The sequence below is a fragment of the Actinoallomurus soli genome, assembly GCF_024055715.1.
GTDB classification, from domain to species: domain Bacteria; phylum Actinomycetota; class Actinomycetes; order Streptosporangiales; family Streptosporangiaceae; genus Actinoallomurus; species Actinoallomurus soli.
Map to the genome: position 1 here is coordinate 42,856 of NZ_JAMXMV010000023.1, position 13,441 is coordinate 56,296.

The following is a 13,441-nucleotide window of genomic DNA, read 5'->3' on the forward strand; positions in this document are numbered from 1 at the left end:
CGTGTATCGACCCTGTATCGGCAGCTCGACATCAGGAATCCAGGTCGACGGTGGCGACGGCACGGCGGCATCTGACCAGACCCGGACGACGAGACGTACCCACCCCGGTCCCGCGGGGTCGACGCGTGTGCAGCCGACCGGCCACGCTGCACGGCGTACGTGTTGGTCCCGGCAGGCCCTCGCCGGCGCTGAACGGATCGCGCTCCCGATGCGGTTACGCGTTCAGCGACGCCGTCGGAGGGGTTCTCGCCGCCCGGATGGCCGGGTAGAGGCCGGCGACCGCCCCGATCAGGAGCGTCGCGCCGATGCCGGCGGCGAATATGGCGGGCGGTACCGCGATGGGCCAGCCGTTCACCCTGGCGAACACCGCGACGGCTCCGAACCCGACGGCCGCTCCGACCACGCCGCCGAGCGCGGACAGCAACAGCGCCTCGGCGAGGAACTGGATCCGGATGTGTCCCCGCGTGGCGCCGAGGGAGCGCCGTAGCCCGATCTCGTGGCGGCGTTCGAGTACGGAGATGACCATCGTGTTGGCGACGCCGATGCCTCCGACGAGCAGCGCGACGGAGCCCAGTCCGACGAGCAGGCCGGTGAACGTGAGGTCCGCGGCGTTCTTGGCCGCCAGGGCGTCGGAGGGTCGCGAGACGTCCACGTTTTCGGGGTTCTCCGGGTTAACGGTACGTGGCAGGAGGTCGCGTACCGCCCCGACGTCCGCGTCGGCCGAGCGTTCGTAGAGGGTGGTCGGCTTGCCGTCCCAGTCGAACCGCGCCGTGGCGTACGCCTCGCCGATGAGCGCGGAGCTGTCCAGGTCCGGCGCGAGGGGAAGGGCGCCGAGAATGCCGATGACCGTGAACTGGGTGTCGCCGAGCCAGATCTGGCTCCCCGGACTCACGATGCCGAGCCGGTCGGCGGCGATGCCGCCGAGTACGACGGTGGGGTAGTTCGCGGTCACCTTGGTGAGCCAGGTTCCCTCCCGTAGCCGGCCGCCCAGGAGGCCGAGAAGATCGAGGTCGGCGGCTCGCACATCGATGCCGCTGGTGTTGTTCGGGTCGATGAGCCGGCTCCGGTACACGTCCACGCTCCGCAGAGTGGCGACCGCCCCGACTTTGGTGACCTTGCCGATCAGCCCGACCTTCCCCGGGGAGTCGGCCGGCAGGGTGGTGTCCTGGCCGTCGATGGACGTACCCGGCTGGGTGGTCAGCAGGTTCGTGCCGAGCGCGGCGAGTTGGTCGTTGAGCCTGGCCCGGCTCGAGGTGGAGATGCCCACGACGGCGATCATCGCCGCGATACCGATCGCGATGCCGAGTGCGGACAGGATGACCCGGGTGGGACGTGCTCTCAGCCCCGCCGCGCCCACGCGGTACACGTCGGGGTAGAGCAGACGCGACCGGCGCGCGTGGGTCCGCTCGCCGTGGCTCATACCGTCACTTCTCGGTCGTCGGCGACGATCTGGCCGTCGCGCATGCTGATCCGCCTCGGTATCCGTTCGGCGAGCCGTACGTCATGCGTGATCATCATGACGGTGGTGCCCATCTCGTTGAGCTCCTGCAGCAGTTCCATCACACCCGCACCGGAGCGCTGGTCGAGGTTGCCGGTGGGTTCGTCCGCCAGCAACAGCGCCGGGTCGGACACGATCGCCCGGGCGATGGCGACGCGCTGGCGTTCGCCGCCGGACAGCTGGTCGGGCTTGTGGTGGAGGCGGCCCGCCAGGCCGACGCGGGTAAGGCTCGCCACGGCCCTGCGCCGCCGTTCGGCACGGGGCGTTCCGGTGTAGAGGAGACCGTCCGGGACGTTGTCGACCGCACTGACCCCGAGTGCGAGGTGGAACTGCTGGAAGACGAACCCGATGCGGTACGCGCGCAGCGCCGACAGTGCCGCGTCGCTCATCGCGCCGACGTCGCGGCCGTCGACGCGCGCGCGTCCGCTCGTCGGGCGGTCCAGTGTGCCGATGATGTTGAGCAGGCTGGACTTGCCCGAGCCGCTGGGGCCGACGATGGCGGCGAACTCGCCTGGTGCGACCGACAACGAGACGTGGTCGACGGCTCGAACGGGTGGGTTGCCGTGGTCGCGGACTACGCGGTCGAGTTCGATGACGGAATCATTCATAGTGTCGGTACCACGACTTTCTGGCCCGCGGTGAGTCGGTCGCCGGTCACTTCCACGAAGCCGCCGGCGAACAGTCCGGGCTCGACCTTGATCGTCTCGGTCGTGGCGGCGTCCCGGACCACCTCCACGCCGTACCCGCTGCCCGGCAGGGCGATGAGAGCCGAGACCGGCACCGTCAGGACGTTCTTGCGGCTGGCGGTCGGGAAATCGACCAGCACCGAGGCCTCTTGCAGGGAGCCCGCGTCCGACGGGTGGTCGAGAGTGATCGTCACCGGAACGACGACGGTCTTCCCGCTGTTCTGGTCGACCTGCTCGGGCACGCCGACCCTGGAGATGGTGCCGGTCGTCGTCTTGCCAGAGGGCAAATCGACGGTCACGTCGCCGCCCACCTTGGCCACGGCCTGGTTCGCGCTCTTGAGCTGGGCGGAAACGACCTTGCGGAGGCTCGACAGTTTCAGCACGGCTGTGCCCGCTGCGACCCGGTCGCCGAGGTGTGCCACGGTCTGCGCGACGCGCACATCGTCGGGGGCGAAGACGATCTGTCCGAGCGGGATCGTCCCGGTCTCCTTCACCTTGCAGGCGTCCTGCCATCGCCGGATCGCGGCATTCGTCGTCCAGTTGAAGTGAGCGTCGGGCGCACCGGTGAAGTAGCCGAGCGTGGCGAGGCTCTGCTCCAGCTGCCGCACGTCCGGCCCGTCGGACATGCCGCTCGTCAGCGTCCGCCACATCGGGGTGTGTCCCCGCAACAGCTGCACGGGCCGGTTGTCGACGGAGTAGAGGGCCCCGCCGAGCTTCACCTGGCTGCCCGCACGCGGGAGACGGGTGATGATGCCGGCGCGGCCTGCACTGAGCTCGCCGGCCCGGCTGTAGCCCAGCGATCCGGGCGCGGTGACGGTCTCTCGGAGCGTCCTGCGTTCTACGAGAGCGGTGTTCGGCACACGCTTGTGCTCGGCCTCCTGCGCGGCACCGCCTCCGGACCGCACGACGACCGACGCGGCGACGGCGACGGCGACGGCCACCGCCATCGACCAGACCCAGGCTCGGCCGCGCCGTTGCGGCACCGGAGCGACTCCCGGCTGTTCGGAATGCGTCATGCCTTCGTGCACGCGTCGAGGTCCTGCTGCTTGACGGCCACGTTCTCCGGCATCACCAGGGGCTCTTCCGGCTTGGGGTCCTTGACGTCGTATCCGCGGTCGCGGAAACACCGGGCCATTCGGAGATTCTTCTCCTGCATCTGCTTGTCCTGCATCTGCTTGCTGGACGTGTTCTGCTTGGCACGGGCCGTCGGCGGCTGGCCGATCTGCTTGAGACAGGCATCCTCCGCGACCTTGTACGCGTCCTGCCGGTCACCGAAGTCGATCTTCCCGGGCTCCTTCGGAAGCTCGAAGCCCTTGTCGCTCAGGCACGACCGGAACTTGACCTGCCAGGCGCTGTACTGCTGGTCCAGCGTGCCGGCGGAACCGGCACTCGACGCGGGAGCCGCTGAGCCGCCCGCCGCGGCACTCGGATCGCCACCTTTCCCGCAACCGGCCAGCAGGCTCGCGAGGCAGGCGACGGCCGCGAGTGCGACACGAGCACGAGGGGCGTGGAATGTGCTGGGCATGGTGTTCCCTTCGGTTGCTGTGACGTGCGGTGGCGCACGCCACCATGCCGGGCGCGGGTGTCCATGCCGTCGCGGTCGCGTATCCCCGGCCGCTCGGACGTGTATCAGGCATGTATCAGCCTGCGGGCGACGAGCCCGCGGCTGCAGAGCCTGGGGCGTCGATGAGGTTCCGGCCCTCAGGTCCGGTCGCCGGCCGGCAGGTGAAGCCTGGCGATCGCGCCACCGTCCGGTGCGTTGCCGAACGTCAGACGGCCGCCGATCACTCGCGCATGCCCGCTGGCGATGGTCAGGCCCAGGCCGTGGCCCCGGCCGCGTTCGGCCGCGCCGGTGCGGAACCGTTGTGGCCCGTCCACCAGCAGCGCCTCGGGGAACCCGGGGCCGTGGTCGCGTACGACGATCGTCGTGCCGCTGACGGTGACCTCGACCGGAGGGCGCCCGTGGCGGTGCGCGTTGATGACCAGGTTGGCGATGATCCGGTTGAGCCGGCGCGGATCGGTGTAGGCGACCGGGGCGCCGGTCACCGTCAGCCGGGCCCGCACTTCCGTCCGGTGTACGGACTCCTCGACGACCTGGTCCAACGGCACCGAAGCGAGATCGGCCTGCTCCACGCCCGCGTCGATCCGGGTGATCTCCAGCAGGTCTTCGACCAGCGACCGCAGGGCCCGCACCCGGTCGCGTACGAGCTCGGTGGCCTCGCCGGCGGGAAGCAGCTCGGTGGAGGTGACCAGGCCCATCAGCGGAGTCCGCAGCTCGTGGGCCACATCGGCGGTGAACCGCTGCTCGCTGAGCAGTCGTTCCTGCAGCGCGCCCGCCATCGCGTCGACGGCCACCGAGATCTCGGTGATCTCGTCGCCATCCCGGCCGCGACGGCCACCCCTCATCGCCCGGGCGTCCAGATCGCCGTCCGCGATGCGCCGTGCGGTCCGGGCGACCCGTCTCAGCCGCCGGTTGGGCAGCTCGGCGGCCAGCGCCGCCAGGGGCACGACAACCGCCAGTACGGCCAGTGAGGCCTCCACGACATGCCGATCGAGGGCCTGCAGGCTGCGCATCGCGGTGCCCATATCGATCTGCACGAACAGCACCCGGCCGTCGACCGGCTGCGCCGCCCACATCCAGGGGCTGTCCGGTCGCCGGTCGTCGTACCAGGTGGTGAACCCTCCCGATCTGTCCACCTGCTCGATCAGGACGGGCGGGATCTGCTGCGGGGTATAGCTGTCCGGTGCGACGCCCGTACTCAGGTAGGTGGCCACGTCCTCCTGCATTGCGACGTAAGCCTGTGACCTGCCCTGGTTCATCAACCATCCGAGCGTGGTCTTGTGGACCAGTAGGCCAACGGCCAGCGCGACCGCACAGGACGCCACGGCCGCCAGCGCAGCGATCTTCCAGCGGAGCGATCGCCAGTTCAGCAGGCTACGTGTCCATCGGACAATGGCGTTTCCCACGTCAGCGCCGCAGCTTGTAGCCGAAGCCGCGGACCGTTTCGATCCGCTCGGCGCCGATCTTCTTGCGCAGCCGCTGTACGCACAGGTCGACGACGCGGCTGTCACCGTCCCACCCGTAGTCCCAGACGTCGCGCAGCAGTGTTCGCCGGTCCAGCACGATCCCCGGGTTCGCCGCGAACGCCAGTAGCAGGCGCAACTCGGTGGGCGCCAGGGCCACCGGCTCACCGGCCCGGCGCACCTCCAGACCTCCCGGATCGATCGTCAGATCCCCGAAGACCAGGTCGGAGGCCGCGCCGGGAGCGGGCTCCGGGGGATTCCCGGAAGCCGGCCGGAATGCGGCCCGGCGCAACAGGGAACGCATCCTGGCCACCAGCACGGAGGTGTCCACGGGCTTGACGACGTAGTCGTCGGCTCCCGCCTCCAACCCCGCCACGACGTCCAGCCCGTCACCGCGCGCGGACATCATCAGGATCGGGACCTGGCTCCACTCCCTGACCTTCCGGCACAGCCCGATACCGTCCAGGACCGGCAGCATCACGTCCAGCAAAAGGAGATCGTGCCGCTGCTCCCGGTACGATTCCAGGCCCGTGAGGCCATCGCCCGCCACACTCATCCGATAGCCGTAGCGCTCCAGCGCCATCGCGACGGTCTTCCTGATCACCTCATCGTCCTCGACGAGCAGCACCGTGACCGGAGCCGACGAACCGCTACCGACATCCAAAACCGAAATCTCCCCGGGACATGACGCATCGTTGCGACGGAGACGATACAGAACCACCGCAACTGCGTGACTGCGCGTGATACGGAGCCACCAGGGCCGGCCGCGCGGGCCGAGAACTCGGCCGCCCTATGCGACCTGGGAACAAGAAGATCCCGTTCTCGACCTGTTTATGCACTTGAAGGAATCGATCGTCCCGTGTATCACACCAGTCTGGCAGGGAGGGGGTCGAAATCCGGAATGCCGGCAAGTCGTTCGCCGTAGTCGTCGACCAGCCCGTATAGGTCGCGCTGGCTGCACCTATCTTCGGGGGTACTCCCCATACAGCCCGGGGACGTGGTGAAGCGCCGGGAAGACGGGCTTCATGGCGGCGTCAACCTGGACAGAGCCAACGAGATCCCATTCGAAACGTACAGAAACCTCCATCGCTCCCTCTCTCGGTCAGCCAGGCGGCTAGATCACTATGACAAAGAGACGCGCTTCGGTCAGACCGAAGCGCGTCTCTCGGAATCGGACTAGCCGAGGGCGTCCCCCAGCTTCCGCAGTGCCTTGCGTTTCTCGTCGAGCGCTGCGTGGGCGTAGATCGTCATCGTGACCTCGATGTCGCTGTGGCCGACGATGTCGCGGACGATGTGCGGCGGGACGCCGAGGTCGAGCAGGAGTGAGACGCAGGTGTGCCGGATGTCGTGGAACCGGACATCACCGAGGCCGGCCGCCTTCCTGATCCGTCCCAGGCTTCGCCGGAGGTTGTCCGGCTCCAGGGGTGTACCGAGCCGGGAGGGGAAGACGACGTCGTTGTCCTGCCAGTTCGGCCAGGCGTCCGCCCGCTCGGCCTTCTGCCGGTCCTTGTGCAGTAGGAGAGCGTCGACGCAGATCGTGGGCAGGGGGATGGTCCGCTGGGAGTCGTCCGACTTCGGCCGGACGAACCGCAGTTCTCCCCCGACCCGCTGGAGCGCGTGGACGACTTCGAGGGTGCCGGCGTCGAGGTCAACGTCCGACCAGCGCATGCCGAAGAGCTCCCCGCGCCGAAGGCCCAGGCAGAGCGCCAGGACGTAAAGGGCGTACAGCCGCTCGTCGTACGCGGCGTCGAGGACGGTGCGGGTACTGCTCGACCGTCCAGCTCTCGGACGCGACCGGGATGCCCTCGTCGGCCTGGGGCTTTAGCTTGACGTACTTGGCGTGGCACTCCTCACGGCTCTTGCCGTACACGCTGAGTCGCTTGAAGGTGCCCGCCGTCGTGAGGACGAACACCTTGGCCTCGTATCGCCCGTCTTTGCGCTGGACGGTCGTTCGCGGTCATGGACTGTTGTTACGCGAAGTAGCTCAGGATGCGCATCTCCCTCAGGACCACCCTCCTCGCCAGCACACTCACGCTCGTCACCACGCTGGGAACGGCCCCCGCGCATGCCACAACGACAACGGCCAGTACGGGCCTGGCCCCGAAAGACCAAGCACGCGCAGCGGACAACGCGATCACCTGCCGAGGAGGCAGCCTCCACGCCCACTTCAACCCGAGTGTCATGTTCCAGCAGCATCCAATCCAGGTCCAGGCCACCGGCGACCTCAGCGCCTGCACATCGCTTCGGAACCCGAACCGCACCGGCGGAAGATTCAGCCTTAGCGGATCCGGCACCGGCACCTGTGCCAACCAGTTCGCGGTCGGCTCCGGCAAGCTCCACATCAGCTGGAATGACGGCACCACATCGACCATCGCGCAGACGAACTTCCGGTTTGAGGCGGCCACGTGGAGCTTCGACGGTGGTCGGGTGAGTGAACGGGAGTTCAAGGGCCAGACCGCCCGCGCCAACGGCCGGAGCACCCGCTCGGCGGTCGAGATGAGCGCCGAGTGCCTCACGAGCGGTCTGAACAGCTACACCGGCGCGGTGGGCACTTTCACGATCGGATCCGTCTGACCTAACAGATGCAGCCCCGCCAGATCGAAGATCGCCGTGCGGTCCGACTGAAGAGTTCCCGGGCTTAGTGCAGTGCCCGCCGGACCGTCACTGGGCCGGGTGCTGGCCCTTTTCCCAGCTCGCGGCGCACCGTAGCCGTTTTTTCACACAGAGGTCTATTGCGGAGTGTATTCAGTCAACTACGCTACGGCCGCAGGCCGCTGTCTGGGAGTTCAGATCTCGGCGACTAGCTACGGGTCCTTCCGGAGGGCCCCCTACGCAGAACGGACGCAACAGTGAAGACTACGAAAACACGGCCCCGCATCGTCATGTCAGCAGCGGCAGCCACCCTGATGACGGCGGCCGTCATGGCCAGCCCGCAATCGGCCCGGGCCGCTACCAGCCTGGTCACCTGCAACACCGGCACCTACAGCTTTAACCTCCGCCCGGGGCTGACCATCACCGATCGCAGCTTCACTCTGTCTGGGACCGGAGCGCTTGCGGGATGTGTGTCCCCGCCGGTCACGGGAGACCCGGCCGTGAACGGCAACGCCACCGCCACCCTCTCCGGCTCAGGATCGGGCAGCTGCACCAGCGGCGCCTCCGCAAAATTCACCACGATCATCACCTGGGCCAACCGTCAGACCAGCACCCAGAGCGGCACCGCGACGATGAAAATCGTGAATGGGGTTCCGGTCTTCACCCTCTCCAGCACCACCACCGCCGGCAAATTCGCCGGAAGCACAGTCGCCGCCGTGCCCACCATCGCCTTCAACCCAGCGGACTGCGCAACCCCCCAGGGCGTGACCCGGATGAACGGAACGTTGACCGCGTTCACCGTCCTTGGAGTCTGAGCACGGGAATCAGCCGCGGATCACGCAGTGGAAAGAGCAGGAAAGGGTCAGACAGGGGTGAGGCGAACCCACGTCTCCAGTGCCCGCAGGCGTGCGGACAGTCGGGCGATCAGGGACCGGTCGTCGGCAGGATCGATGCCGATGGCGGGGGTGACCGACTCGGTGCAGGTAGGTCCGGCCAGTCGAACGACGAGGACATGACCGCCATCGTGGACACCACCAGCCAGACTCTCACCCTCGTGAAGGCGTTGGCCCGGCACTCGGGGCTGGACCCGAACAAGCTCCTGGCCCAGGCCGAGGACGACGCCGACGAGTCCGCCAGCGACTGAGATCGGTACGCCCATCCAGAAGCCCCAGCCGGCCCAGCTCGCCAACCCATGACATGAGGAGCCCGAACAGCGTCACCGCAGTGATCAACGTCAAGGAGCTGACGTACAGCCATCGCACCACCAGCGGAGCGAGGCAACGTTCGAACTCGACATCGAGCAGGTCCGCCAGTTTCGAACGTCGCTTCCGCTTCGATGGACAGGCAGGCGCGCCCGGTTGCGATGTCTGGAAGGCCATGCACTCAAGGTTCCACTCCTCCGCTCACGGGGTCCCGCGGCGAGCCCGACGCATGGCGAACCTGCATGCGACCTGACGACAACGTCGGCTTCCATAGGCTCACACGGGCACCCGTCGACCACCGTCTGACCACGGCAGACGCAGCCTGAACCGGGGTGATGTCACTCCTGAAAAGCGGAAGGTCGGCGGTTCGGCCCCGCCCCCGCCCACTCACCCCCTGGTGCTCGTCGATCTTCGATCGACTTCGCCGGGGGCTTTGTGTTCTCCCAGGGGAGCGACCCCCTGGAACCCCCGATGCAGGGGCTCCGCCTCCGCACCCCCGACTCGCCGCTTCGAGCAGTCAGACGGCGTCGGTAGGCCACGCGAGAAGACAACGGTTTCCAGGGTTCACCTCGACACGTTCTCTAATGACGGCTGCCACTCCAGCACGGGATCTCAAGCGTGCCGTCGAGTGACTTGGTGAGCCAGCCGGCGAGGGTCATTTGCTGCGGGAAGAGAGCGTGTTCCAAACAACAACCATTCGGATCCCACGCCCACATTGGCCCGGCCGGGTCCCGGCAGTCGACCAGCGACCAGATCGCACATCCCCAGTCGCGCAGCCAGACCAACCCGGCCGGAGGCCGTGGTTCCGGGGCCGTGCTGAAGGCTTGATAGACCTCCACGATGTCCGCCCAGTCGCCGATCCACGGGCCACCACGAGCACCGAGAACGACGGAGGCTAGCGCACCACCCGAGAGCCGAGCGCCAGGTTCAAAGGGTCGCTGTATCGGTGGCGCCGGCCCCGAGGGTCAGGGCTCGGTTGATTGCGGTGCGGGTGTCGTCCACCAGGGTGAGCGGGTTGTTGCCGAGGCGCTTGGCGGTCTGGAAGCAGGCCAGGGCGATCTGGCCGGCGAGGACGGCGGTGGCCTCGTCGGCTCCGCGTCGGATGAGCAGTTCGCTCAGCTTGTCCCCGAACTGCTGCATCTTCACGGCGTCGCGGTCGCGCAGTTCCGGGTGCTGCTCGATCAACGCGAAGTGGCGCGTGTAGCCCGCGGGGTCGGCGGTCGCCTGGGCGCACAGGGCGAGCAGAACCGGGCCGAGCTGTGCGACGCCCTCGGTCACGCTGCGCGGGGGAAGCGCGTCGTCTGCTTGGCCGGCCGCGGCGACCATGTCGAGCAGCTCCTGCTCCCGGGCGAACACGACCTCCTGTTTGTCGCGGAAGTGGCGGAAGAACGTGGTGCGTCCGACTTCGGCGCGTTCGGCGATGTCGCCGACCGAAACGCCGTCGAAACCGTGCTCTCGGAACAGCTCCTGAGCGGCCTCGATGATGCGCTGGCGCGCCTGGCGCTGCTTGCGTTCGACGAGGGGCCGGGAGGAGGTCATGCCCGCAAGCATACCCGCGACCGGTTGCCGTCCCATGAGGGATCAAGTACTTTCTGGTACGCCGTACCAAAACGAACGGAGATCCGAATGGCACGCGAACTGTCCGTGGAAGACCGCCAGGCGATCGGCCGGACCCTGGCCCTGACCGGACACATCTTCGACCGAGGCGAGCTGCACCGGCTCGAAGAGATCTTCACGCCCAAGGTCGTCTACGACCTCAGCGACGTGGGAGCGGGGACGTTCGAGGGCGTCGAGTCCATCAGGAACGGCGCCCTGAAGCTCGGCGCGGGCAACCCCATCGCGCATCACGTCACGAACATCGTGATCACCGGCCAGGAGGACGACCTGGTCACCGCGCAGTCCAAGGGTCTCATCATCATGGCCGACGGGTCCGTCGCAAGCGTGACGCACCTCGACACCCTGCGAGGCGAGGACAGCACCTGGCGGATCAGCCGGCGAGTCATCCTGGCGCAGCGCACGCCGCTCGGCGGCCTCCATCTGACGCACACGGGCGAGCGCTAGCCGTGGAGCGCACCATCGCACGTCACCGCGACCAACGTGATTCCTCGATATCCACCACCCGCCCGATGGGACAAACGCCATGACCGAGCCGCTCGTCGTCACCCGGATCACCCACAGCTGCCACCTGGTCCAGATCGGCGGCCTGACGGTGCTGACCGATCCCTGGTTCTCTCAACGCACCTTCTACCACCCGGGCGAACCGATCGCCCTGCAGCCGGAGACGCTGCCGCATCTCGACGCGGTCGTGATCAGCCACGAGCACTACGACCACTGCGACCTTGACGCCTTCAGCCGCTATCCCCGCAAGGACGTGCCCCTACTGGTCGCCGGACCGGTCGTCGAGAAAGCCCGCAAGGCAGGATTCAGCGACGTCCGCGCGCTCGAGCCCTGGCAGTCCGCGCGGGTCGGCGATCTGACCATCTCCGCAGCGCCAGGCAAGCACGGCGTATACGAGGTCACCTACGTGATCAGCGGCGGTGGGCGCAGCGCCTACTTCGCCGGGGACACGCTGCTCGTCCCGGAGTTGCACACCCTCACAGACCGCTACGGTCCGCTCGATGTGGCACTGCTCCCCGTCAACGGCCTGCACATCCGGATACCGCGAGCCAAACAGGTCGTCATGAACGCCGAAGAGGCCGCCGAGCTCACCGCCACCCTTCGACCTAAGATCGCGATCCCGCAGCACTACGCCTTCACCGGCGGCACGATAGGGGACGCGCTCTTCCTCAAGAGCGACAAGAACCCCGCCCTCTTCGTCGACGCGGTCCGTCGCCTCGTCCCCGACGTCCCGGTCAAAGTCATCAACCCTGGCGAACCACTGACTATCGCCCCCTGACCCACGTTTGCGGTCCCGGCGAGGCCGCCGAGACCGCGGACCGCACTTCAGGCCCTACTCACCAGAGAATCGCTTCTACCCCTACGGGGCCTGCGCGGAGGCCGATTACCTCCGGACCCGGCACACGCACAACCTCATCATGGCCGTGCCCACCCTCAGCACCGCCGGGCCGGAAAGCCTCCACGACAGCGATACGGCACTCACCGCAATGGCAGGCCCCCGCGCCACGGCCCCGCAAGAACGATGCCGGTCTGAAGGTGGTTGGGACCGGATGCGGTGGCCTCCTCCTCATCCTCATCGCGATGGCGGCGCTCGGCGCGATCGTCGGCTCGCCTAAGAAGACGCCACACACCGCAGTGCCGACAGCCCCAGCCAGGCTCTGTAGCCAGAGGGCTGTATACGTCGAGCTTTGACTGACTAGACACTCTTTTATAGATTGAGAGTCCATCCGGCCGAGGTTTCCGGGCTGACAGTGAGGCCCTTGCCTCAGACCGGGCCGGACCAGTCCTCCACCTCGGGCAAGGAATCGATATGAACACCACTGATCATCGCCTCACGCCCACGGCGTGGATCATCACGGGACCGACCTCCGGCATCGGGCGCCGCACCGCCTTCAACCTCGCCCAGCACGGCACCGTCGTGCTGGTGGGCCGCGACCCGAACAAGCTCAAAGAGGTCGAAGCCGAGATCAACGCACGCCCCCGAGGCCACGCGATATCCGTCGTCTGCGACTTCTCCGACATCCCAAGCGTGCGGCGTGCCGCCGCCGAGATCATCGCGCTCGATCTGCCGATCGCGGGGCTGCTCAACAACGCGGGCATCTTCCCCTTGGGCGCCCGTCAGAACGCGCAGGGATGGGACCTCGCCTTCACGACCAACCACCTGGGGCCGTTCACCCTGACGGACCTGCTGATCCCGCACCTTCCCGATGGGGCGAACGTCGTCTTCACGTGCTCGGGCGCGGAAGACCCGGAACGCAAGCCCGCCAGAGTCTCCGGCTATCGCGGCGCGCGCTACATCTCCGCCGAGGCCTGCGCCCGCGGCGAGTGGCAGCCCGGCGGCTCGACCAAGCCCGGATTCGACGCCTACGCGACTTCCAAGCAGTGCAACCTCGCCACCGTGCTCACCTTCGCCCGCGAGATCCCACGGCTGCGCTTCAACGCGGTCGAACCCGGCTTCACCCCCGGCACCGGCCTCGGCCGCGACGCCAACCCCGCACTCCGCTTCCTGGCCGCCTACGTACTCGCGCCCCTGGCGCCCCTCATCAAGTACTGGAGCACCCCTACGCGCGCCGCCCGGCTGATCACCGAGGTGCTGACCGACACTTCGGACCGCACCGGCGTGTACTACGACGAGAAGGGCAAGCCCATGCTCGGCTCCGCCCAGGTACGCGATGCCGATTTCGGCGAGCGCGTGGTCGCTGAGACCCGTGCCCTGCTCGCCCAGATCCCGGGCACCACCCCCGAGCACCAGCCAAGGACCACGCTCGGGTAAGCCTCTCGTCACCGATCATTGCCGCGCGCGGACCGGTGACGAGGAGAGC

14 protein-coding genes are annotated in these 13,441 nt (G+C 67.9%); 6 read left to right on the forward strand and 8 right to left on the reverse strand.

The genetic code is table 11. The features are described from left to right. Nucleotides 1–214 precede the first annotated feature (214 nt). The 7 genes from NDW01_RS35810 to NDW01_RS35840 all read right to left on the reverse strand — a co-directional run bounded on the left by NDW01_RS35810 (nt 215) and on the right by NDW01_RS35840 (nt 6,936). Nucleotides 215–1,420: an ABC transporter permease gene (locus tag NDW01_RS35810; protein ID WP_252828790.1), complete on the reverse strand. Its 1,206-nt coding sequence runs from the start codon at nt 1,418–1,420 to the stop codon at nt 215–217. Further along, on the reverse strand, nt 1,417–2,106 hold the full coding sequence (locus NDW01_RS35815; RefSeq protein WP_252828791.1) for an ABC transporter ATP-binding protein: 690 nt from the start codon (nt 2,104–2,106) through the stop codon (nt 1,417–1,419). The genes NDW01_RS35810 and NDW01_RS35815 overlap by 4 nt, the downstream gene beginning before the upstream one ends. Further along, nucleotides 2,103–3,167 (reverse strand): efflux RND transporter periplasmic adaptor subunit, encoded by a 1,065-nt coding sequence (locus NDW01_RS35820; protein ID WP_252828792.1) that lies wholly within the window; start codon nt 3,165–3,167, stop codon nt 2,103–2,105. Before NDW01_RS35820 ends, NDW01_RS35815 begins: the two co-directional genes overlap by 4 nt. A 29-nt stretch (nt 3,168–3,196) precedes the next feature. After that, on the reverse strand, nt 3,197–3,709 hold the full coding sequence (locus NDW01_RS35825) for a hypothetical protein (protein WP_252828793.1): 513 nt from the start codon (nt 3,707–3,709) through the stop codon (nt 3,197–3,199). A 176-nt stretch (nt 3,710–3,885) separates the two neighbouring features. After that, nucleotides 3,886–5,070, reverse strand: a complete 1,185-nt coding sequence (locus tag NDW01_RS35830; RefSeq protein ID WP_252828794.1) for a sensor histidine kinase — start codon at nt 5,068–5,070, stop codon at nt 3,886–3,888. An 82-nt stretch (nt 5,071–5,152) separates the two neighbouring features. Beyond that, the gene (gene cseB, locus NDW01_RS35835; RefSeq protein WP_256513939.1) at nt 5,153–5,872 is read right to left on the reverse strand and encodes a two-component system response regulator CseB; all 720 of its coding nucleotides are present in this window, start codon (nt 5,870–5,872) and stop codon (nt 5,153–5,155) included. Nucleotides 5,873–6,384: 512 nt separating this feature from the next. Continuing rightward, nucleotides 6,385–6,936: a site-specific integrase gene (locus tag NDW01_RS35840; protein ID WP_308211854.1), complete on the reverse strand. Its 552-nt coding sequence runs from the start codon at nt 6,934–6,936 to the stop codon at nt 6,385–6,387. A 261-nt stretch (nt 6,937–7,197) separates the two neighbouring features. Between NDW01_RS35840 and NDW01_RS35845 the strand changes: the two genes are divergently transcribed. The 3 genes from NDW01_RS35845 (at nt 7,198) to NDW01_RS43285 (ending at nt 8,944) form a co-directional block, all read left to right on the forward strand. Further along, nucleotides 7,198–7,782 (forward strand): hypothetical protein, encoded by a 585-nt coding sequence (locus NDW01_RS35845; protein ID WP_252828795.1) that lies wholly within the window; start codon nt 7,198–7,200, stop codon nt 7,780–7,782. 275 nt (nt 7,783–8,057) lie between these two features. Then, nucleotides 8,058–8,615, forward strand: a complete 558-nt coding sequence (locus NDW01_RS35850) for a hypothetical protein (protein WP_252828796.1) — start codon at nt 8,058–8,060, stop codon at nt 8,613–8,615. 197 nt (nt 8,616–8,812) lie between these two features. Continuing rightward, complete coding sequence (locus NDW01_RS43285; RefSeq protein WP_256513940.1) at nt 8,813–8,944, forward strand: hypothetical protein; 132 nt, start codon at nt 8,813–8,815, stop codon at nt 8,942–8,944. A gap of 985 nt (nt 8,945–9,929) precedes the next feature. On the opposite strand, the gene NDW01_RS35855 is transcribed toward NDW01_RS43285, so the two are convergent. Continuing rightward, the gene (locus NDW01_RS35855; RefSeq protein ID WP_252828797.1) at nt 9,930–10,541 is read right to left on the reverse strand and encodes a TetR/AcrR family transcriptional regulator; all 612 of its coding nucleotides are present in this window, start codon (nt 10,539–10,541) and stop codon (nt 9,930–9,932) included. Nucleotides 10,542–10,628: 87 nt separating this feature from the next. Between NDW01_RS35855 and NDW01_RS35860 the strand changes: the two genes are divergently transcribed. The 3 genes from NDW01_RS35860 to NDW01_RS35870 all read left to right on the forward strand — a co-directional run bounded on the left by NDW01_RS35860 (nt 10,629) and on the right by NDW01_RS35870 (nt 13,392). Further along, the gene (locus NDW01_RS35860) at nt 10,629–11,063 is read left to right on the forward strand and encodes a nuclear transport factor 2 family protein (protein ID WP_252828798.1); all 435 of its coding nucleotides are present in this window, start codon (nt 10,629–10,631) and stop codon (nt 11,061–11,063) included. Between the two features lie 79 nt (nt 11,064–11,142). Next, the gene (locus NDW01_RS35865; RefSeq protein WP_252828799.1) at nt 11,143–11,898 is read left to right on the forward strand and encodes an MBL fold metallo-hydrolase; all 756 of its coding nucleotides are present in this window, start codon (nt 11,143–11,145) and stop codon (nt 11,896–11,898) included. Between the two features lie 531 nt (nt 11,899–12,429). After that, on the forward strand, nt 12,430–13,392 hold the full coding sequence (locus NDW01_RS35870; protein ID WP_252828800.1) for an SDR family NAD(P)-dependent oxidoreductase: 963 nt from the start codon (nt 12,430–12,432) through the stop codon (nt 13,390–13,392). Nucleotides 13,393–13,441 lie beyond the last annotated feature (49 nt).